At 57.0% G+C, this 20323-nt stretch carries 19 protein-coding genes; 15 read left to right on the forward strand and 4 right to left on the reverse strand.

What is annotated here, in order from left to right; translation table 11 throughout:
* Nucleotide 1 precedes the first annotated feature (1 nt).
* The 3 genes from AB5Y86_RS10050 to AB5Y86_RS10060 all read right to left on the reverse strand — a co-directional run bounded on the left by AB5Y86_RS10050 (nucleotide 2) and on the right by AB5Y86_RS10060 (nucleotide 4635).
* Nucleotides 2-766 carry an ATP-binding cassette domain-containing protein gene (locus tag AB5Y86_RS10050; RefSeq protein WP_064339077.1) on the reverse strand — a complete coding sequence of 255 codons (765 nt, stop codon included), beginning with the start codon at nucleotides 764-766 and terminating at the stop codon, nucleotides 2-4.
* 46 nt (nucleotides 767-812) lie between these two features.
* Complete coding sequence (locus AB5Y86_RS10055; RefSeq protein ID WP_368192789.1) at nucleotides 813-2459, reverse strand: multidrug ABC transporter permease/ATP-binding protein; 1647 nt, start codon at nucleotides 2457-2459, stop codon at nucleotides 813-815.
* 79 nt (nucleotides 2460-2538) lie between these two features.
* Nucleotides 2539-4635 carry a TonB-dependent siderophore receptor gene (locus AB5Y86_RS10060; protein ID WP_368192790.1) on the reverse strand — a complete coding sequence of 699 codons (2097 nt, stop codon included), beginning with the start codon at nucleotides 4633-4635 and terminating at the stop codon, nucleotides 2539-2541.
* A 396-nt stretch (nucleotides 4636-5031) separates the two neighbouring features.
* Here AB5Y86_RS10060 and mioC point away from each other — a divergent pair, with 396 nt between their 5' ends.
* From mioC to glmU, 15 genes are all read left to right on the forward strand, one after another.
* The gene (gene mioC, locus AB5Y86_RS10065) at nucleotides 5032-5481 is read left to right on the forward strand and encodes an FMN-binding protein MioC (RefSeq protein ID WP_279497191.1); all 450 of its coding nucleotides are present in this window, start codon (nucleotides 5032-5034) and stop codon (nucleotides 5479-5481) included.
* Nucleotides 5482-5989: 508 nt separating this feature from the next.
* Complete coding sequence (gene mnmG, locus AB5Y86_RS10070) at nucleotides 5990-7879, forward strand: tRNA uridine-5-carboxymethylaminomethyl(34) synthesis enzyme MnmG (protein WP_110304417.1); 1890 nt, start codon at nucleotides 5990-5992, stop codon at nucleotides 7877-7879.
* An 8-nt stretch (nucleotides 7880-7887) separates the two neighbouring features.
* Nucleotides 7888-8514, forward strand: coding sequence for a 16S rRNA (guanine(527)-N(7))-methyltransferase RsmG (rsmG, locus tag AB5Y86_RS10075; RefSeq protein ID WP_005339331.1), 627 nt, complete (start codon nucleotides 7888-7890; stop codon nucleotides 8512-8514).
* 26 nt (nucleotides 8515-8540) lie between these two features.
* The gene (locus AB5Y86_RS10080) at nucleotides 8541-9344 is read left to right on the forward strand and encodes a ParA family protein (RefSeq protein ID WP_127008002.1); all 804 of its coding nucleotides are present in this window, start codon (nucleotides 8541-8543) and stop codon (nucleotides 9342-9344) included.
* A complete protein-coding gene (locus AB5Y86_RS10085; protein WP_005342343.1) occupies nucleotides 9341-10249 on the forward strand; it encodes a ParB/RepB/Spo0J family partition protein in 909 nt (302 codons plus the stop codon). The genes AB5Y86_RS10080 and AB5Y86_RS10085 overlap by 4 nt, the downstream gene beginning before the upstream one ends.
* Nucleotides 10250-10439: 190 nt before the next feature.
* Nucleotides 10440-10850, forward strand: coding sequence for an ATP synthase subunit I (locus AB5Y86_RS10090; protein ID WP_019445506.1), 411 nt, complete (start codon nucleotides 10440-10442; stop codon nucleotides 10848-10850).
* An 8-nt stretch (nucleotides 10851-10858) separates the two neighbouring features.
* Nucleotides 10859-11641 (forward strand): F0F1 ATP synthase subunit A, encoded by a 783-nt coding sequence (gene atpB / locus AB5Y86_RS10095; RefSeq protein ID WP_005339335.1) that lies wholly within the window; start codon nucleotides 10859-10861, stop codon nucleotides 11639-11641.
* 58 nt (nucleotides 11642-11699) lie between these two features.
* Nucleotides 11700-11942, forward strand: a complete 243-nt coding sequence (atpE, locus tag AB5Y86_RS10100) for a F0F1 ATP synthase subunit C (protein WP_005307205.1) — start codon at nucleotides 11700-11702, stop codon at nucleotides 11940-11942.
* 54 nt (nucleotides 11943-11996) lie between these two features.
* Nucleotides 11997-12467, forward strand: a complete 471-nt coding sequence (atpF, locus tag AB5Y86_RS10105; protein ID WP_005339336.1) for a F0F1 ATP synthase subunit B — start codon at nucleotides 11997-11999, stop codon at nucleotides 12465-12467.
* A gap of 13 nt (nucleotides 12468-12480) precedes the next feature.
* On the forward strand, nucleotides 12481-13014 hold the full coding sequence (gene atpH / locus AB5Y86_RS10110) for a F0F1 ATP synthase subunit delta (RefSeq protein ID WP_005339341.1): 534 nt from the start codon (nucleotides 12481-12483) through the stop codon (nucleotides 13012-13014).
* Nucleotides 13015-13029: 15 nt separating this feature from the next.
* Complete coding sequence (gene atpA / locus AB5Y86_RS10115) at nucleotides 13030-14571, forward strand: F0F1 ATP synthase subunit alpha (protein ID WP_005339342.1); 1542 nt, start codon at nucleotides 13030-13032, stop codon at nucleotides 14569-14571.
* A 43-nt stretch (nucleotides 14572-14614) separates the two neighbouring features.
* On the forward strand, nucleotides 14615-15481 hold the full coding sequence (gene atpG, locus AB5Y86_RS10120) for a F0F1 ATP synthase subunit gamma (protein WP_005339343.1): 867 nt from the start codon (nucleotides 14615-14617) through the stop codon (nucleotides 15479-15481).
* A 33-nt stretch (nucleotides 15482-15514) separates the two neighbouring features.
* Nucleotides 15515-16903, forward strand: coding sequence for a F0F1 ATP synthase subunit beta (atpD, locus tag AB5Y86_RS10125; protein ID WP_005339344.1), 1389 nt, complete (start codon nucleotides 15515-15517; stop codon nucleotides 16901-16903).
* Between the two features lie 18 nt (nucleotides 16904-16921).
* Nucleotides 16922-17350: a F0F1 ATP synthase subunit epsilon gene (locus tag AB5Y86_RS10130; protein WP_005339345.1), complete on the forward strand. Its 429-nt coding sequence runs from the start codon at nucleotides 16922-16924 to the stop codon at nucleotides 17348-17350.
* A 95-nt stretch (nucleotides 17351-17445) separates the two neighbouring features.
* Nucleotides 17446-18807 carry a bifunctional UDP-N-acetylglucosamine diphosphorylase/glucosamine-1-phosphate N-acetyltransferase GlmU gene (glmU, locus tag AB5Y86_RS10135; protein WP_368192791.1) on the forward strand — a complete coding sequence of 454 codons (1362 nt, stop codon included), beginning with the start codon at nucleotides 17446-17448 and terminating at the stop codon, nucleotides 18805-18807.
* 51 nt (nucleotides 18808-18858) lie between these two features.
* Here glmU and creD read toward each other — a convergent pair whose 3' ends face one another.
* Nucleotides 18859-20208 (reverse strand): cell envelope integrity protein CreD, encoded by a 1350-nt coding sequence (gene creD / locus AB5Y86_RS10140; RefSeq protein ID WP_368192792.1) that lies wholly within the window; start codon nucleotides 20206-20208, stop codon nucleotides 18859-18861.
* Nucleotides 20209-20323: the final 115 nt, after the last annotated feature.

The following is a 20323-nucleotide window of genomic DNA, read 5'->3' on the forward strand; positions in this document are numbered from 1 at the left end:
GTCAGACGATGGCGATGGGATGAGCATGAGCCGGGTGGCGAATGACCTCCATCGGAATGCCATAGATAGCGTGCAGGGTCTCGCTGGTCATGAGTCCCTCAGGTTCGCCGTGGGTGAGCAGGCGGCCAGAGTGGAGCGCCACCAGCCGATCACAGAAACGGGAGGCCATATTGATGTCGTGAATGACGATGATGACCCCAAGGTTTAGCTGACGGCTCAACTGCTTGACGAGCGTCAGCACCTCCACCTGATGGGCCACATCCAGCGCGGCCAGCGGCTCGTCCAGCAGGATGAAGCGGCTCTCCTGGGCCAGCAGCATCGCCAGCCAGACCCGGCCCCGCTCGCCGCCGGAGAGGGTATCCACCAGCCGCTCGGCAAAGCGTTCGGTATGGGTAAGGGCGATGGCCCGCTCGACCTGACGGTGATCCTCCGCCCCCATCCGGCCCAGCAGGCCGCGCCAGGGGTAGCGGCCCATCTCCACCAGCTCCCGCCCGAGCAGATTCTCGGCGCTCGGCAGATGCTGGGGCAGATAGGCCACCTGACGGGCAAACTCCCGGTTACCCCAGTCGGGTAGCGGCTTGCCATCGAACAGGATCTCGCCATCACTCAAGGGTTGCTGGCGGGCCAGCAGCTTGAGCAGGGTCGATTTGCCCGACCCATTGTGGCCGATGAGGCCATAGACCTGTCCCTGCTCGAAACGCAGGTCGGTGGGGTGCAGCAGCGTGCGGTCATTGACAGTGAAGCTGGCTGATTTCATCTCGAACATAAGCAATTCCTGTGCTGGCTTGCCGCCAGTCTCATCGGTGCCAGCATCAAGCCGGCACCTCGCAATCCAGATGGGCGATCGCATCGCGGCTCACTTCGGCACGGCGCGCGCCGGTCAGTTCGGTGAGCTGGCCCTGACGCATCTCCAGCAGGCGATCGGCCAGCGGGAAGTAGTGATCATCGTGACTGATGGCAATCACCGTCTTGCCCATCTCCTTGAGGCGCGGCAGCAGCACCTGATAGAAGATGCGGCGGAACTGGGGATCCTGATCCGCGGCCCACTCGTCAAACAGCATCACTTCGCGCTGCTCGGCCAGCGCCAGCAGCAGGGCGACCCGCTTGCGCTGCCCTTGGGAGAGCTCGATATCGGCGATAAAGCCATCCTCGATGGTGAGCTTGCTGCCCATCTGCAACCGCTCCAGCCACTCAGCCACCAGCTCATCCTTGGGTTCCGGCCCCAGCAGGTGCTGGAACAGGTGATAGTCGGTGAAGATGGCGGAGAAGAGCGCCAGATAGCCGTTGCGATCGGTGATCGGCTCACCATCCAGCAGGATCCGGCCCGATATCGGCTGGTAAAGGCCGGTCAGCAGCATGGCCAGCGTCGACTTGCCGGAGCCATTGCCACCGATGATGAAGATCTGCTCCCCCTTTTCGATGACCAGATCGATGGGGCCGACGGCAAAACCGCCCTCCCCCTGATAGTGAAAGCTCACCTGCTCCAACTCGATACGCTGCCAGGGGCGGATGGCGGGCGGCAGCGGGAAGTCCGCATCCGGCTCGGCCAGATTGAGGGCGGCTATCTTGTCGAACGCCACCTGAGCGGCAAGCAGGGTCGGCAGGGCGCCAATCCCCTGCAACAGCGGGGTGCGCAGGAACAGCAGGGTCAGGGCGAAGGTGGCGGCCACATTGGTGTTGGCCCAGCCAAGGCCGTTGGCCAGAAAGAAGACCAGACCGATGGCCCCCAGCATCATGATATTCGACCAGTTCACCGTGCTCAGGTGATAGGTGTCGGCGCGAATGATCTGCTGGCGGTAGTCACGGGCATTTTGCTCATAGAGCTGGTGGTAAACGAAGTGAGCCCGCTCGCGGTTGAGCGCCAGCTCCTTGCTGCCGGCGATGATGGCCTGATAGTTCTGATAGAGCCGATCTTCGGCCTGACGCATGTGGGAGAGATGGCGATAAACACGGTTCACCAGCAACCAGCCCACCACCATGGTGACGGTGACCCAGAGCGCAGTCACCCCGAGCAGGGCCGGAGAGAGCCAGCCAAGGTAAAGGGCAGAACCCAGCGTGAGCACCAGCCCCTGCACCAGCTCAGGCAGGCGCACGAAGGCAATGGTGATTTGGCCGATATCGCTGGAGAGGGAGGCCAGCAGTGGCCCCTGACCAATCTGGCGGATGCGGGCGACATCGGTATCCAGCAGTTGCTTGAGCAGACGGCCGCGCAACCGGTAGACAAAATGGTGACCGAGAGTGGTCAGGGCCAGCTGAGATCCGAGTGTGATCACCAGCAGCAGCACTATCAAGCCGACCAGCTGACCAAGGATCGGCAGCGGATCACCTATAGATTCGATAAGAGACTGATTGATAAAAGCAATGACGCCAATCCCGCTGACGGCACTGAGCAGACTGAGCAGGGTGATGGCGATAAAAGGCCAACGATATTGGCGATAAACCAGAGACAAGAGTTCCATAATGGACCGGTATTCCAGAGAGATCAGAACAACTGCGGGTGAAAAGAAGGGCGGGAACCTGGTTCCCGCCCGACTTCGATTACCAGCGGTAGTTGATGCTGCCCACTACGCTGCGCGGCTCGCCGTAGTAGCAGTAGTAGTCACAACTGGCCACGTAGGTTTCACCCAGCAGGTTGTTGACGTTGAGCTGGGCGCGCCAGTTCTTGGCAAAATCATACCCGATCATCGCATCCCAGACGGTATGGGCCGGCACCTCGGCAGAGCCGTAGATGGGGGTATAGTCCGCATTCACGGCGCCAATACCCACGCTGGAACCGATATAACGCACACCGGTCCCCAGCTCCAGACCTGAAGCCACCCCTTGCTGCACCTTGTAGTTACCCCAGAAGGAGGCCTGGTGGCGCGGGATCAGGCTGGCACGGCGATCGCCACTGCCGGTGTCGTTAGTTTTGGCATCGGTGTAGGTATAAGCAGCGGTCAGACGCAGTGCATCGGTCACCTGCACGCTCCCTTCCAGCTCAACCCCCTGAGAGGTCACTTCACCCGCCTGGGTCTGCTGGCCGGAACCGGTAGAGACCAGCGAGTTGGTCTGGGCCAGATCGAACAGCGCCAGATTGATATAACCGTCGAGGAAGGCAGGCGCATACTTCATGCCGGTCTCGTAGAGCTTGCCCTTGAGCGGCTTGTAGGAACTCTTGGTGTTGGGATCGATCCCCGGCAGCACCTCGAACGACTCGGCATAGGCAAAGTAGGGAGAGAGGCCGTTGTCAGCCAGATACATCAGGCTGCCCGAGAGGGAGAGCTCGTGATCGTACTGGCGCTCGTCCTTGCTGGTATTGGTGTTGTGGGTCTCCACATAGTCAAAACGGCCACCGGCAGTCAGCAACCAGCGATCGTCCCAGCGGATCTGGTGCTGGGCATAGAGGCCGCTCTGGCCCTTGCTGCTCTTCTGGTGAGTGGCGGTCGACTCGTCAAAACCGGGGAAGCCGCTGTAATCCGGGTTCATGGTATTGATGGAGCCCATGGCGTAGTTGTCGGCCTCGACCCCTTCATTGACGTGACGCTGCAGATCCACCCCCAGCAGCAAGGTCTGCTCGGTGCTGTCGGTGTTCCAGTAACCCACCATCTGGTTATCCATGGTGGCACTCTTGGTATTGCCATCGCGGTAAACCAGACCACGACTGGCGGTTGTGCCTTCATAGGTCGGGAAGATATAGGTCTGGCGCAGCAGCAGATCGTTGTAGTTGAAGCGGACGTTCTGCTTGAACTCCCAGGTCTGGTTGAGCTGGTGGGCCAGCTCATAACCGGTGGAGATCTGGGTATTGCGGTTGCGATCGTAATCCGGCTGGCTCAGGTTGGTGGAGGGATCAATCTGGCCACCTGACGTATTCAGGGTGCCATAGACCGGGAAAAAGCCGTTGGTCGGGACCCCTTCGTCGTGTAGGAAGCTGGCCAGCAGAGTCAGGCTGGTACGATCCGAAAGATCGAAGGTGACGCTTGGCGCCAGATAAACCCGATCGTTGTAAGTACCGGTAAGCACACCATCACGCTCTTTATAAAGAGCAACCATGCGGTAGCGGCTGTTGTCGGAGAGCGCGTCAGAGACGTCCACCCCGACCTGACGATGATCCCGGCTGCCAAGCTGCAGATCCACCTGCCCCTGCGGCGTGGCGGTCGGTCGCTTGCTGATGGCATTGATCACCCCGCCCGGAGGCGCCTCACCGTAAAGGATCGAGGCTGGCCCCTTCAGCACTTCCACACTCTCCAGACCGAACGGTTCCGGCGTCCAGACGTAGTAGCCGGTGCCAAACAGCCGGTTGCCATCCAGATAAGAGGCAGCATCGAAGCCACGCACCTTGAACCAGTCGGTGTTGTTGTCTGAGCCATAGAGGCCGGTCAATACGCCGGAACGGTAGCGAATCGCTTCATCCAGCTGCAACACGGCGTGCTGATCCAGCTCCTCGCGATTAACCACTGAGACGGCGCGAGGGGTCTCGGCCATCGGCACTTCCACCTTCATGGCCGTACCGGTCACCACCATGGTTTCGCTGGCTTTGGGCAGCTCAGCAGTGGTTTGTTCGGCCATCAGCGGCAGGGAGACGAGCAAACCGGAGAGCGAAAGCACGCCGAAGGCGCCCTTCTTGCCGGGTCCTGTAGTGTATTTTTGCGCAATCATATTAAAGTCTCGTTTATCAATGAGTTATGTTGTTTTAATTGTTATTTGTGGTCGTTTGTCACGACATCACCCTGTTCCATGGGCGAATAAAGCAGCGCAATCCTACTACAGGAGCCGTGATCGAATCGATTCAATAATTGCTAATCATTTGCATCTGCATTGTTATCTAACTGCTTCGTTGGCAGGATTGCGCGGGAGATCGGAGCCATCAGGAGAGCCATGGGTGGAGAAGAAAATGAAAAGGAATATAAAGAAGCAGAAAAAAGATCGGCGGGATGGATCCGGTGGCATTATCTGACTGGATCCATTATCCCCAAGCTTTATCCATATTTATCCACACCCTTTGGCGGTAGAATCCGGCTTTCCGTTTCTTTGTCTGAAATCAGGATCCATTCCATGGCCAAACTCAATCTCGTCGTCGGCTCCATGCTGGGCGCCGCCGAATATGTCGCAGACCACGTCGCCAACCTGCTGGAACAGGCTGGCCACCAGACCCAGATCCACAACCCGGCCAAGCTGGCAGAGGTACTGGATGATGCGGGATCCATCCTGCTGGTGGTCACTTCCACCCATGGTGCCGGGGATGTGCCCGACAACCTGCAACCCTTCGCCAAGGATCTTGCCGAGCAGCATCCTGATCTTAATTCATTGAAATATGGCGTGATCGCCCTTGGCGACAGCAGTTATGACACCTTTTGCCAGGGCGGCAAGACGCTGGATCGACTGCTGGCCGAGTGCGGTGCCAGCCGGATCGGCGAGCGGCTCGACATCGATGTGACCCAACACGAGATCCCCGAAGATGCCGCAGAAGTGTGGATCCGCGACTGGATGACGATGATCGCCTGATCAGCGTGCGGGAGATCCTGAAAAAAAGCTTGATCTCCCCACTTATCCCCAGATCGACTATCCACCATGTTATTAACAGATTGATCCGGGGGATTTGTTCTACAAGGTTACCCACAACGCCCAGGGGTAATGTGTATAACTACGGTGTAAAGCTCTGCAAAACCTATAGTTATCCATGTATTAGATCCAGACTGACAGACCTCTGTGTATAAAAGCCCTGGTTATCCCCTCGTTCACCGGGCCAGGATCCAAGCTTTTCCACAAGCTAGGATCGTCCTTAAATTAATGATCTTTATGATCAAAAAGTGCTTATCAACAGAAAGGGCGGATCCTAATAAGAGATCCAGTAAAAGATCGATCTAAAGATCCTTAAGATCTAATTAGTGGATCCTCCCTTCATACTGAACGTTAAGTAGACGTTCCCCTCAGGACGTGAAACAGATAGAATGTTCCGCCCTTTAGCCCATGCAAATAAAGATCTTCAGGCGTGCAGATCAAGGTGATCCCAATGCAATACCATGAACAATTTGATGTGATCGTCGTCGGTGGCGGTCATGCCGGAACCGAAGCAGCAACAGCGGCAGCCCGCATGGGCATGAACACCCTGTTGCTGACCCACAATATCGATACGCTGGGACACATGTCCTGTAATCCGGCGATCGGCGGGATCGGCAAGGGACACCTGGTCAGGGAAGTTGACGCACTCGGCGGGATCATGGCGCGTGCCATCGATCTTGGCGGGATCCAGTTCCGCACCCTCAACTCATCCAAGGGCCCGGCAGTGCGAGCCACTCGTGCCCAGGCGGATCGCCTGCTCTACAAGGCCGTCGTTCGCCAGATGCTGGAGAACTACCCGAACCTGAAGATCTTCCAGCAGGCCTGTGACGATCTGATCATGGACGGGGATCGTGTTGCCGGTGTGGTGACCCAGAGCGGGATCCGAATCAGCGGCAAGACAGTGGTGCTGACGGTCGGTACCTTCCTGAATGGTTTGATCCATATCGGGATGGAAAACTACAAGGGCGGCCGCGCCGGGGATCCTCCCTCGATCGCCCTAGCCCAACGCCTGCGTGAACTGCCGCTGCGCATCGATCGTCTCAAGACTGGCACCCCGCCGCGCATCGATGCCCGCAGCGTCGATTTCTCCGTCATGCAGGAACAGCACGGCGACGATCCGCGTCCTGTCTTCTCGTTTATCGGCAATGCCAGTCAGCATCCACGTCAGGTGCCTTGCTACGTCACCCACACCAACGAGCGTACCCACGAGGTGATCCGCAATAACCTGGATCGCAGCCCCATGTACGCCGGGGTGATCGAAGGGATCGGCCCGCGCTACTGCCCGTCGATCGAGGACAAGATCACCCGTTTCGCCGACAAGACGGCGCACCAGATCTTCGTCGAGCCGGAAGGCCTGACTACCCACGAACTCTATCCGAACGGGATCTCTACCAGCCTGCCGTTTGACGTGCAGGTGCAGATCGTCCGTTCTGTGCGCGGCTTCGAGAACGCCCACATCACCCGCCCCGGCTATGCCATCGAATATGATTTCTTCGATCCGCGGGATCTCAAGGCCAACATGGAGAGCAAGTGCATTCCAAACCTGTTCTTCGCTGGCCAGATCAACGGCACGACCGGTTACGAAGAGGCGGCGGCACAAGGCCTGATGGCCGGCCTGAACGCGGCCCTGCGTGCCCAGGACAAGGATCCCTGGAACCCTCGTCGGGATCAGGCCTACATGGGCGTGATGATGGATGATCTCTCCACCCTGGGGACCCGCGAGCCTTACCGCATGTTCACCAGCCGTGCCGAATATCGCCTGCTGCTGCGTGAAGACAACGCCGATATCCGCCTGACCGCCATCGGTCGTGAGCTGGGTCTGGTGGATGACGAGCGCTGGAGCAAATTCAACGCCAAGATGGAACAGGTCGAGCTGGAGCGTCAGCGCATGCGTTCAACCTGGATCCACCCGCAACATCCGTCACTGGAGGCAGTCAACGCCCTGGTCAACACCCCGCTGACCCGCGAACAGAGTCTGGAAGAGCTGCTGCGTCGCCCAGAGGTGACCTATGATGCGCTGATGGCCATCGAAGGGGTTGGCCCCTCCGTGACCGATTCTGCCGCGGCCGAACAGGTTGAGATCCAGATCAAATACGCCGGTTACATCGAGCGTCAGCACGATGAAGTGGAAAAGCAGCTGCGCAACGAAAACACCCTGCTGCCGCTGGATCTGGACTATCGCGAGGTGAACGGCCTCTCCAACGAGGTGAAAGCCAAGCTGAACGATGCCAAGCCGCAGACCATTGGTCAGGCTTCCCGCATCTCCGGCATCACCCCGGCGGCCATATCCATCCTGCTGGTTCACCTGAAAAAACACGGCCTGCTGCGTAAAACCGCCTGAGGAATCCCATGTTGGAAAGATTGAACGGCCTGCTCAAGCAGGCCGAAATTGTTATCACCGATACCCAAAAGAGCCAACTGGTGCAGTTGGTCGAGTTGCTGCACAAGTGGAACAAGGCTTACAATCTCACCTCGGTGCGAGATCCGGACGCCATGCTGGTCAAGCATATCCTCGATAGCCTGGTGGTAAGCCCCCACTTGCACGGTGAGCGCTTCATCGACGTGGGGACAGGTCCTGGCCTGCCGGGATTGCCGCTGGCGATCATCAATCCGGACAAGCAGTTCGTCCTGCTCGACAGTTTGGGTAAGCGGATCAACTTCATCCGTCAGGTGATCCAGGAGCTGGGTCTGACCAATGTGACGCCGGTCAAATCCCGGGTTGAAGAGTATCAACCTGAGGTGGGGTTTGATGGTGTACTGAGTCGGGCATTTGCCTCGCTGGAGGACATGCTGAGCTGGTGTCACCACCTGCCGTCAGAACAGGGTTGCTTCCTGGCACTCAAGGGACAATATCCCGAGCAGGAGCTGGCCCAGTTGCCTGCCAATATCCGTCTGGTAGCCTGTCATGAGTTGAGGGTGCCGGAGCTGGAAGGCGAACGTCATCTGCTGGAATTCAAACATATCCAGCCCGAATAGGGTCGCAGTTTCATTTAGGGGATCGTGTGGGAAAAGTCATCGCCATAGCCAACCAGAAGGGTGGAGTGGGTAAAACCACCACCTGTGTGAATCTGGCCGCCTCCATGGCTGCCACCCGGCGCAAGGTGCTGGTGATCGATCTGGATCCGCAGGGCAATGCCACCATGGGCAGCGGCGTCGACAAATACGAAGTCGAGCGCACCGCCTATGAGTTGCTGATCGAGGATGCCCCCATCAGCGAAGTGATCATCCCCGAAACTACCGGGGGTTATCACCTGATCGCCGCCAATGCCGACGTGACCGCGGCCGAAATCCGTCTGATGGAATTTTTCGCCCGCGAAATCCGCCTGCGCAATGCGCTGGCCTCGGTGCGGGACAAATACGACTACGTCTTCATCGACTGCCCGCCCTCTCTCAACATGCTGACCGTGAACGCCATGGCCGCCGCCGACTCCGTGCTGGTGCCCATGCAGTGCGAATATTACGCGCTGGAGGGGCTCACCGCTCTGGTCGACACCATCAGCAAGCTGGCCGCCGTGGTCAATCCGGATCTCAAGATCGAAGGGGTGCTGCGCACCATGTTCGATCACCGCAACCGGCTGGCCAATGATGTGTCCGATCAGCTAAAACAGCACTTTGGCGACAAAGTCTACCGCACCATCATTCCCCGCAACGTTAGACTGGCTGAGGCCCCGAGTTTCGGAGCCCCGGCCATGCACTATGACAAATCATCGGTGGGCGCCAAGGCCTACCTGGCTCTGGCTGGCGAGATCCTGCGCCGCCAGGAGCAGGAACGTCAGGCGACCATCGCAGACCGAGAGAGCATATGACTCCGAAAAAACGTGGACTGGGCAAGGGGCTGGATGCCCTGCTCAGTACCAGCACGGCTGCCCGCCAGAAACAGGTGATGAGCGATCAACGTACTGAAGAGGCCATGGCCCCCACCAATCAGGGCGAGCTGCGCAAGCTGCCGGTGGAGTGGTTGCAGTCTGGCAAGTACCAGCCCCGCAAGGATATGTCTCAGGATGCACTGGAAGAGCTTGCCAACTCCATCCGCGCCCAGGGGGTGATCCAGCCCATCGTGGTACGCCCTCTCGGCGAACAATCCTTCGAAATCATCGCCGGTGAACGGCGCTGGCGTGCTTCCCAGCTGGCGCGGCTCGAGGTGGTGCCCTGCATCGTCAAGGATGTGCCCGACGAGGCTGCCGTCGCCATCGCGCTGATTGAAAACATTCAGCGGGAAGACCTCAATGCCATCGAAGAGGCGGTCGCTTTACAAAGACTGCTGACCGAATTCGAACTCACCCACCAGCAGGTGGCCGAGGCGGTGGGCAAGTCCCGCACCACGGTGACCAACCTGTTGCGTCTCAACCAGCTCAACGACGACGTGAAGCGTTTCGTCGAGCATGGCGACCTCGACATGGGCCATGCCCGTGCCCTGCTGGCCCTGAGCGGCCAGGCCCAGTCCGAACTGGCCAAGCTGGTTGCCCAGAAAGGGCTGACCGTACGCGATACCGAGAAGCTGGTGCAAAAAGCGCTCGAACCGGCAAAAGCCAGGGTCGAACCGGCCCGTGATCCACAGATCGGCTACCTGGAGCGCCAACTGGCAGAAAAAATTGGCAATCAGGTGCAACTTCAGCCTGGCAAGCGGGATAGCGGGAAGTTAGTAATAAGTTACGAGAATTTGTCCGATTTGGACCGTATATTAGGCTATTTTGGCGTGTCGGAATCGTGATTTTTACGCTTTTTGTAGTAATAAAACATCCATTCCTTTTGATATGACCATAACCCTGATTTGCCGCGGAAAGCCGCAAAAATTAAGGATTTTTGTCATATTGCAATAGCTGCCCTCAAGGGTATAATTTGACCGGCTTTAAGAGCTGTTAACATGGGGTCTTCGGATCCCGATTTTTTACAGTTCTGTAATGTTCAGGGGTAGGTTGGTGAAGCAGAAAATAGCCTTGGAAGGTTTGACACTGGCCTTGGTTATGCTCGTTTGTCAGCTCATCCTGATCCTGGCGATGAGTGCCGTCTGGTTTTACCTGACTGGTGCCAGCGCCGGTTATTCCGCTCTCTACGGAGGGGGGATGTACTGGGTTCCTCAAGCCTTGTTTACTGTCTGGGTGCTGCGCCGCAAGGTGACAACCGAGAGTGTGGGCCTGGTTTTGCGGGACTTTTATGGTGGGGCAGGGATTAAGCTCATTTCTACAACAGGTCTATTCGCCCTGATGTTTGGTGCGGGAGTCGAGGTCGTTACCGTCTCGTTTTTCGCCACTTATATCCTCGCCCTCGTTGTACAGTGGATGGTTTCATTCACGCTTAACAACCACTATTAGGAAAACTCATGTCTGCAACCGGAGAAGTCCTGACTCCTCAGGGATATATCTCCCACCACCTGACCCACCTTCAAGTCGGGTCCGGGTTCTGGACGGTCAATATCGACTCAATGGTATTTTCCGTCGTGCTAGGCGCTCTGTTTATCCTGCTGTTCCGCAAAGTAGCCGTTAACGCTACCAGCGGGGTGCCGGGTAAGCTGCAGTGCTTTGTGGAGATGCTGGTCGAGTTTGTGAATGGTAACGTCAAAGACATCTTTCACGGTCGCAACAAGGTCATCGCACCTTTGGGGCTGACGGTGTTTGTGTGGATCTTCCTGATGAACTTCATGGATCTGATCCCCGTTGACTTTATCCCTCACGCTGCACAATTGATGGGTATTCCCTATCTGCGTGTGGTTCCCTCTGCTGACGTTAACATCACCATGTCCATGGCTTTGGGCGTGTTCTTCTTGATCCTGTATTACAGCATCAAGGTCAAGGGTATCGGCGGGTTTGTGAAGGAGCTGACGCTTCAGCCTTTCAACCACCCGGCGGCCATCCCGGTTAACCTCATCCTGGAAACTGTTACGCTGATTTCCAAACCTGTTTCTCTGGGTCTTCGACTGTTCGGCAACATGTATGCTGGCGAACTGATCTTTATCCTGATTGCTGGTTTGTTACCCTGGTGGTCACAGTGGATCCTGTCCGTGCCTTGGGCAATTTTCCACATCCTGATCATCACTTTGCAGGCATTCATTTTCATGGTTCTGACCATCGTCTATCTGTCGATGGCGCAGGAAGACCATGGTTGATGCAACTCAAATAATCCTTTTTATACAATCAATTACATCTAAATAACTGGAGATCCTCATGGAAAACTTGAACATGGACCTGCTGTACATCGCTGCTGCAATGATGATGGGTCTGGCTGCTATCGGCGCTTCCATCGGTATCGGTATCCTGGGTGGCAAGTTCCTGGAAGGTGCTGCTCGTCAACCGGATCTGATCCCTGTTCTGCGTACCCAGTTCTTCATCGTAATGGGTCTGGTGGATGCGATCCCGATGATCGCCGTTGGTCTGGGTCTGTACGTGATGTTTGCGGTTGCTGGCTAAGTCGTTACGACTCTCCAGGCATAACCCATTAACTAACTTAAGAGGACATCGGCTGTGAATATCAATGCCACCCTCCTCGGCCAAGCAATTGCTTTTTTCTTCTTCGTAGTGTTTTGCATGAAGTACGTATGGCCGCCGCTGATTGCAGCCATCGAAGCCCGTCAGAAAGCTATTGCTGACGGCCTCTCTTCTGCCGAACGTGCCAAGAAAGATCTGGATTTGGCCAAGGCCAACGCCACCGATCAGCTGAAAGAAGCCAAGCTGCAGGCTGCTGAAATCATTGAGCAGGCTAACAAACGTAAAGCCCAGATCATTGATGAAGCTGCCGCTGGTGCCCAGTCTGAGCGGGAAAAAATCCTGGCTCAGGGCCGTGCCGAGATCGAAGCTGAACGTCATCGTGCCAAAGAAGAACTGCGTAAGCAGGTTGCTGCTCTTGCCATTGCTGGTGCAGAGAAGATCCTGGCGCGTCAAATCGACCAGGCTGCCAACAGCGACATCGTCGACAAACTGGTAGCAGAACTGTAACGGGAACGGGGCTATGTCTGAACTGACTACAATTGCTCGCCCCTACGCCAAGGCTGCTTTCGAGTTTGCCGTTGAGCACAAGGCGGTTGACCAGTGGCTGGGTATGCTCGGTTTCGCTGCGCAAGTAGTGGAAAACGAGACCATGCACAATCTGGTAAACGGCTCTGTGGCCGCCGAAGAGCTGGCAACGCTGTTTGTCGGTGTCTGCGGTGAGCAACTCGACGTGCATGGCCAGAACCTGATCCGGGTGATGGCCGAGAATGGTCGCTTGGGTGTGCTGCCGGCGGTCGTTGCTGAATTTGTAGCGTTCAAAGCTGAACTGGATAAAGAGGTTCAGGCTGACGTGATTTCGGCGATCGAACTGACCGACCAGCAGAAAGCCAATATTCAGGCTTCTCTGGAACAACGTCTCGCGCGCAAAGTGAAGCTGAATTGCAGCATCGATGCGTCCTTGATGGCCGGGGTGCTCATCAAGGCCGGTGATCTGGTAATCGACGGCACAGTCCGCGGTAAGCTGGATCGCATGGCTGACGCGCTGCAATCTTGATTGGGGTATTAGAGCATGCAACTGAATTCCACTGAAATCGCCGAGCTGATCAAGCAGCGCATTGCGCAGTTTGATGTAAAGAGCGAAGCGCGTAACGAAGGTACTATCGTCTCTGTGAGCGACGGTATCATTCGTATTCACGGCCTGGCTGATGCCATGCAGGGTGAGATGATCGAGCTGCCGGGCAACCGCTACGCTCTGGCATTGAACCTGGAGCGTGACTCCGTCGGTGCGGTGATTATGGGTTCCTATGACGGTCTGTCAGAAGGAATGAAAGTAAAAGGTACTGGCCGCATTCTGGAAGTGCCGGTAGGTCGTGGTCTGTTGGGCCGGGTGTTGAACACCCTGGGTCAGCCGATCGACGGTAAAGGTCCGATCGACAACGATGGCTTCTCGCCGATCGAAGTGATCGCACCGGGCGTTATCGAGCGTAAGTCTGTTGACCAGCCGGTCCAGACCGGTCTGAAAGCCATCGATGCCATGATCCCAATCGGTCGTGGCCAGCGTGAGCTGATCATCGGTGACCGTCAGGTTGGTAAGACCGCCATCGCGATCGACACCATCATCAACCAGAAAGATTCCGGCATTAAGTGTGTTTACGTTGCGATTGGCCAGAAGGCCTCCACCATCGCCAACGTAGTGCGCAAGCTGGAAGAGCACGGCGCCCTGGCCAACACCATAGTAGTGGTTGCCTCTGCCTCCGAAGCGGCTGCTCTGCAGTACCTGGCTCCGTATGCCGGTTGCTCCATGGGTGAGTACTTCCGTGACCGCGGTGAAGACGCGCTGATCATCTATGATGACCTGTCCAAACAGGCCGTAGCTTATCGCCAGATCTCCCTGCTGCTGCGCCGTCCGCCAGGACGTGAAGCTTACCCGGGTGACGTTTTCTATCTGCACTCCCGTCTGCTGGAGCGTGCTGCTCGCGTTAACGCCGAGTACGTAGAGAAGTTCACCAAGGGTGAAGTGAAAGGCAAAACCGGTTCTTTGACTGCGCTGCCAATCATCGAAACCCAGGCGGGTGACGTATCTGCGTTCGTTCCAACCAACGTGATCTCCATCACCGATGGTCAGATCTTCCTGACTTCACAGCTGTTCAACTCCGGTATTCGTCCGGCGGTTGACCCGGGTATCTCCGTATCCCGTGTAGGTGGTGCTGCTCAGACCAAGATCGTCAAGAAGCTGTCCGGTGGTATCCGTACCGCGCTGGCCCAGTATCGCGAACTGGCGGCATTCGCCCAGTTCTCTTCCGATCTGGACGAGGCGACTCGCAAGCAGCTGGATCACGGTGTGAAAGTGACCGAGCTGATGAAGCAGAAGCAGTACTCTCCGCTGAGCGTGGCTCACCAGTCTCTGGTGCTGTTCGCCGCCGAGAAAGGCTATCTCTCCGATGTCGAGCTGAACAAGATCGTCGACTTCGAAGCCGCTCTGCTCTCTTACGCCAATACCCAGCATGCCGAGCTGATGGCTGAAATCAATGCCAAAGCCGACTACAACGACGCGATCGTTGGCAAGCTGACTGCGTTGCTGGATAGCTTCAAAGCAACCCAGACCTGGTAAGCGTGTGTGGCAGCGTGAGCTGCCACTTGATGGAGAGTAAGAGATGGCCGGCGCAAAAGAGATACGTAACAAGATCGGGAGTGTGAAAAACACTCAGAAGATCACCGGCGCTATGGAAATGGTGGCAGCAAGCAAAATGCGCCGTGCGCAGGAACGCATGTCTGCCAGCCGTCCGTACGCTGAAACCATGCGCAAGGTGATCGGCCATATCGCTCAGGGGAACTTGGAATACAAGCACCCCTACCTCATCGAACGTGAGGTCAAGCGAGTGGGTTACATCGTCGTCTCCACCGACCGTGGCCTGTGTGGTGGTCTGAACATCAACCTGTTCAAGGCTGCCCTCAATGATATGAAGCAATGGAGCGCGAAAGGTGCCAAGGTTGACCTGGCACTGATCGGTAACAAGGCCTCCAACTTCTTTGAACGGCACGGCGCCAAGGTTAAAGCTCATGTCGCAGGACTGGGCGATAGTCCGAGCGTCAATGACCTGATTGGTTCAGTCAAGGTCATGCTGAAGGCTTACGACAACGGTGAGATTGACAAGCTGTATCTGGTGTACAACAAGTTCGTCAACACCATGGTGCAGCAACCACGGGTCGATCAACTGCTGCCTTTGCCCGTAACTGAAGACAGCAAGCTCGCCAAGAAACACCACTGGGATTACCTCTATGAGCCGGATCCCAAGAAGCTGCTGGATACCCTGCTGGTTCGCTACGTCGAATCTCAGGTTTACCAGGGTGTAGTGGAAAACTTGGCAAGTGAACAGGCAGCCCGAATGGTTGCCATGCAAGCCGCGACTGACAACGCCGGTAACCTGATTAACGATCTGCAACTGGTATACAACAAGGCCCGTCAGGCCAGTATTACCCAGGAGCTGACAGAGATCGTATCCGGTGCTGCTGCGGTGTAAGGCAAGGGTTATCAAAGGTTTAGAGGATTTGACATGAGTAACGGTTTCATCGTCCAAATCATCGGCGCTGTGGTGGACATCGAGTTCCCGCAGAATGCCGTGCCCCAGGTGTACGATGCACTGAAGGTCGTTAGCGAAGGTCAAGGCCAGGGTCTGGTGCTGGAAGTTCAGCAACAGATCGGTGGCGGCGTCGTTCGTTGCATCACCATGGGCTCCTCCGACGGTCTGCGTCGTGGGTTGGAAGTAGTGAATAGCGGTAAATCCATCCAGGTTCCGGTCGGTACTGCGACTCTGGGTCGGATCATGAACGTACTGGGCGAGCCAATCGACGAAAAAGGTCCGATCGGTGAAGAAGAGTGCTGGTCTATCCACCGCGCTGCCCCCAGCTACGAAGATCAGTCCAACAGCAACGATCTGCTGGAAACAGGCATCAAGGTTATCGACCTGGTATGCCCGTTCGCCAAGGGTGGTAAAGTTGGTCTGTTCGGTGGTGCCGGTGTAGGCAAAACCGTAAACATGATGGAGCTGATCCGTAACATCGCGATCGAGCACAGTGGTTACTCTGTGTTCGCCGGTGTTGGTGAGCGTACCCGTGAGGGTAACGACTTCTACCACGAGATGATGGAGTCCAACGTACTGGACAAAGTATCTCTGGTTTACGGTCAGATGAACGAGCCGCCCGGAAACCGTCTGCGCGTTGCGCTGACCGGCCTGACCATGGCCGAGAAGTTCCGTGACGAAGGTCGTGACGTATTGTTCTTCGTAGATAACATCTACCGTTACACCCTGGCCGGTACTGAAGTATCCGCACTGCTGGGCCGTATGCCTTCCGCTGTAGGTTACCAGCCGACCCTGGCCGAGGAGATGGGTGTTCTGCAAGAACGTATCACCTCCACCAAGACCGGTTCCATCACCTCCGTACAGGCCGTTTACGTTCCTGCGGATGACTTGACTGACCCGTCTCCGGCGACCACCTTCGCCCACCTGGATGCGACCGTCGTACTGTCCCGTCAAATCGCAGCACTGGGTATCTACCCGGCCGTTGACCCGCTGGACTCTACCTCTCGTCAGCTGGATCCGCTGGTGGTTGGCAAAGAGCACTACGAGACCGCTCGTGGCGTTCAGACCGTACTGCAGCGCTACAAAGAGCTGAAGGACATCATCGCCATCCTGGGTATGGATGAACTGTCAGAAGAAGACAAACTGACCGTAGCCCGTGCCCGTAAGATCGAGCGTTTCCTGTCCCAGCCGTTCTTCGTAGCAGAAGTGTTTACCGGTTCTCCGGGTAAATACGTGCCGCTGAAAGAGACCATCCGTGGTTTCCAGGGCATCCTGAAAGGCGAGTATGACGATCTGCCCGAGCAGGCGTTCTACATGGTTGGCGGTATCGACGAAGTCGTCGAGAAATCCAAGAAACTGTAAGCCTCGACAGGAGGGCCCATGGCAGAGATGATCTCCTTTCACCTGGACGTGGTGAGCGCCGAAGGAAAACTGTTTTCCGGTCGCGTGCAATCCGCTCAGGTATCAGGCTCCGAAGGTGAGTTGGGTCTCCGCCACGGTCATGCTCCGTTGCTGACTGCCATCAAGCCGGGCCTGGTCCGCTTGGTGAAGCAGAACGGAACTGAAGAGGTGCTGTACATCTCCGGCGGTATGCTGGAAGTACAACCTGAATCCGTGACCGTGCTGGCGGACACCGCGATTCGTGCTGACGACTTGGATGAGGCGAAAGCCCAGGAAGCCAAGCGTGCAGCCGAAGAGCGGATCCACAGCTCCCATGGTGATATCGACTACGCCCAGGCCGCCACCGAGCTGGCCAAGGCGATGGCTCAACTGCGAGTCATCGATATCGTCAAAAAGAATTACCGCTAATAACGGTGATGTAAAAAGCGACCTTCGGGTCGCTTTTTTTTTACCCGTTGGATAGACTCCGCCGGGTATCTCCACACAAGTTCAAGGTCGAAGTCATGTCTCTCAACGTCGTGATCCTGGCGGCGGGTAAAGGTACCCGCATGCGTTCCGTTCTGCCCAAGGTACTCCACCCGGTAGCCAACAAACCCATGGTTTCCCACGTGATCGATACCGCCCGTCAGGTCGGCGCCGAGCAGCTGCATCTGGTCTATGGCCACGGTGCCGAGCTGCTGAAAGAGCGGATCGTGGCGGCCGACGTGAACTGGGTGCTGCAGGCGCAGCAGCTGGGGACCGGTCATGCCGTCGCCCAAGCTATCCCATTCTGGAAGGATGAAGACGATGTGCTGGTGCTGTACGGCGATACCCCGCTGATCCAGCCAGAGACCCTGCAGCGACTGCTTGCTGCCAAGGCTGAAAACGGGATGGCACTGCTGACCGTGGTACTGGACAACCCCACCGGTTATGGCCGTATCGTCCGTGAAAATGGTCAGGTAGTCGGCATCGTCGAGCAGAAGGATGCCAACGCCGAACAGCTGGCGATCCGAGAGGTGAACACCGGCGTGCTGGTGGCCAACGGTGGTCAGCTGCGCAGCTGGCTCTCCCGTCTGGACAACAAGAATGCTCAGGGCGAGTTCTATCTGACCGACGTGATCGCCATGGCGCACGGCGATGGCTGTCCGATTGCAGCGGTACATCCGGATCATGCTGCCGAGGTGGAAGGGGCCAACAACCGGGTGCAGCTGGCTGCTCTTGAGCGTAGCTATCAGCAGATGCAGGCCGAGAAGCTGATGATCGCCGGTGTCACCCTGATCGATCCGGCTCGCTTCGATCTGCGCGGTACTCTCGAGATCGGTGAAGAGGTGGTGATCGACGTCAACGTCATCATCGAAGGCAAGGTCGTCTTGGGCAATCATGTGCGTATCGGTGCCGGTGTCGTGCTGAAGGATTGCGTCATTGGCGATCACACCGAAGTGAAGCCCTACTCCATCGTTGAAGGGGCTCAGGTGGCGGATCAGTGCTCGGTCGGCCCGTTTGCCCGTCTGCGCCCGGGTGCCGTGCTGGAGCAGGATGCCCACGTTGGCAACTTCGTTGAGATGAAGAAGGCCCGTCTGGGGGTTGGTTCCAAGTGCGGTCACCTCACTTATCTAGGGGATGCTGAGGTGGGTGCTAAGGTGAACATCGGTGCCGGCACCATCACCTGCAACTACGACGGCGTGAACAAGTTCCAGACCATCATCGAGGATGATGTGTTTGTCGGTTCCGATACCCAGCTGGTGGCGCCGGTGCGCATCGGTAAGGGGGCGACTCTGGGGGCGGGTTCCACCATCACCAAGGATGTGGCCGAGAACGAGCTGGTGATCACTCGGGTGCCCCAGCGCCACATCAAGAACTGGGCTCGCCCGGTCAAGAAGAAGTGATGCCCGATCAATAAAATAGAACCGGCGCCTGATGGCGCCGGTTTTTTTGGCTTATGACTTATGGCTGGTGTCACTGGTCGATGACTGGGGGGCCGCCCATGTGGTGGCGGGGGCGCTGTAGTCCATCACCTGATACCAGTCGAGCTTGCGGGTCAGCATCATGATCAGCGCCAGGGTGGCGAACAACAGCAGGGCGCCGAGCAGCAAGGCGATCTCTTCGGCCTGCAGCAGGCTGTAGAGGATGGCATAGACCAGCCCGAGCAGCGCAGCGAAGCCGATCCCCTGTTTCGGGCCACCCAGCACATGACTGAGGTAGAAACCGTTGAGCAGTACGCTGGCCAGTGCGGCCACCAGATAGGCCCAGCCAAAGCCGAGGTGTTCGGTCAGGGCCAGCAGTACCAGATAGAAGATAGCCAGCCCCATGCCCACCAGCGCGTACTGGATCGGGTGAACCCGCAGCCCCTTGAGCAGCTCGAACATGAAGAAGCTGATAAAGGTGAGGCCGATAAACAGCAGGGCATATTTGGCCGCCCTCTCATTGAGTTGATAGTGATCCACCGGCTGCACCAGACTGACGCTGAAGCTGGGCAGATGTTTGGAGGCGCTTTGGATCATGTCAGGGAACTGATTCTCCATATCTGTGGCAAACCAACTTGTCTGCCAGTCAGCATTGAAACCTTGATCTTTTACTGTACGGGTGGTTGGCAGGAAATCGCCCAGGAAGTTGGGGTGGGGCCAGTTACCGGACAAGGTTAGTTTGCTGTCACGACCGACCGGAATCAGGGTGAATTTTTCCATACCCTGTAGGGAAATCTTTATATCGAACCACCCTCCTTGCTGTTGTTTGGTGGTTAGCGGGACATGCACGCCAGATCGGTTGCCAAGCCGTGCACCGGGAGTGACAGTCAGTAGCTCGTTGGCGAAGGTGATGGTTGGTATCTGAATGATGCCTCGAGCGTCGGAGACGATTAGGCTGAGATAGGGTTGGCCGCGGATGCTGTCGCGTGGTGGCTGCCAATCAGGGATCGCTGGTAATTGGCCGGTTAGAGTGACGTTAGCCTGATATAGCTGGGCTTGGTAGATCCCCAGTTTGCGTGGTGTTACCTCCATATTCGCTGTGGCCGTTAACTGTTCTGGCAACAGGTAGCGGTAGCGTATCTCTACCTCTCTCCGAGTTTCCTTACCATTGGTCAGGATCAGCTCTCTTGTATACGGGAGGACAATTACGGGGCCTATTAGGCGCTGCGGTCCGCTCGTACTGGCCATTATCTGTTTGATGGCTTGTGCGCGGTAAGCCTGACGCTCCCGGTTCAGCTCCATGATGGATTGCACCGGCACCATCAACAGCAGGCTGAGCAACAGCAGCAGAAATATCTTGTGGGTGAATATCTGTTTGACCATGACACGTCTCCTTGTTGGATGGAGTGAGTCTGTCAGTCCGGCGTGAAGTGGTGATGGGCTTGTGTGAAGTGGCTGTGAACTGTTGAAAAACGGCGCCATCAGGCGCCGTGGGATT

The organism is Aeromonas sp. s8 (genome assembly GCF_040907785.1).
Classification (GTDB): domain Bacteria; phylum Pseudomonadota; class Gammaproteobacteria; order Enterobacterales; family Aeromonadaceae; genus Aeromonas; species Aeromonas veronii.

Coding starts and splice junctions, on each gene's coding strand:
- AB5Y86_RS10050 (WP_064339077.1), bottom strand. CDS start 766: ATGTTCGAGATGAAATCAGCCAGCTTCACTGTCAATGACCGCACGCTG.
- AB5Y86_RS10055 (WP_368192789.1), bottom strand. CDS start 2,459: ATGGAACTCTTGTCTCTGGTTTATCGCCAATATCGTTGGCCTTTTATC.
- AB5Y86_RS10060 (WP_368192790.1), bottom strand. CDS start 4,635: ATGATTGCGCAAAAATACACTACAGGACCCGGCAAGAAGGGCGCCTTC.
- mioC (WP_279497191.1), top strand. CDS start 5,032: ATGGCCAAACTCAATCTCGTCGTCGGCTCCATGCTGGGCGCCGCCGAA.
- mnmG (WP_110304417.1), top strand. CDS start 5,990: ATGCAATACCATGAACAATTTGATGTGATCGTCGTCGGTGGCGGTCAT.
- rsmG (WP_005339331.1), top strand. CDS start 7,888: ATGTTGGAAAGATTGAACGGCCTGCTCAAGCAGGCCGAAATTGTTATC.
- AB5Y86_RS10085 (WP_005342343.1), top strand. CDS start 9,341: ATGACTCCGAAAAAACGTGGACTGGGCAAGGGGCTGGATGCCCTGCTC.
- AB5Y86_RS10090 (WP_019445506.1), top strand. CDS start 10,440: ATGTTCAGGGGTAGGTTGGTGAAGCAGAAAATAGCCTTGGAAGGTTTG.
- atpB (WP_005339335.1), top strand. CDS start 10,859: ATGTCTGCAACCGGAGAAGTCCTGACTCCTCAGGGATATATCTCCCAC.
- atpE (WP_005307205.1), top strand. CDS start 11,700: ATGGAAAACTTGAACATGGACCTGCTGTACATCGCTGCTGCAATGATG.
- atpH (WP_005339341.1), top strand. CDS start 12,481: ATGTCTGAACTGACTACAATTGCTCGCCCCTACGCCAAGGCTGCTTTC.
- atpA (WP_005339342.1), top strand. CDS start 13,030: ATGCAACTGAATTCCACTGAAATCGCCGAGCTGATCAAGCAGCGCATT.
- atpG (WP_005339343.1), top strand. CDS start 14,615: ATGGCCGGCGCAAAAGAGATACGTAACAAGATCGGGAGTGTGAAAAAC.
- atpD (WP_005339344.1), top strand. CDS start 15,515: ATGAGTAACGGTTTCATCGTCCAAATCATCGGCGCTGTGGTGGACATC.
- AB5Y86_RS10130 (WP_005339345.1), top strand. CDS start 16,922: ATGGCAGAGATGATCTCCTTTCACCTGGACGTGGTGAGCGCCGAAGGA.
- glmU (WP_368192791.1), top strand. CDS start 17,446: ATGTCTCTCAACGTCGTGATCCTGGCGGCGGGTAAAGGTACCCGCATG.
- creD (WP_368192792.1), bottom strand. CDS start 20,208: ATGGTCAAACAGATATTCACCCACAAGATATTTCTGCTGCTGTTGCTC.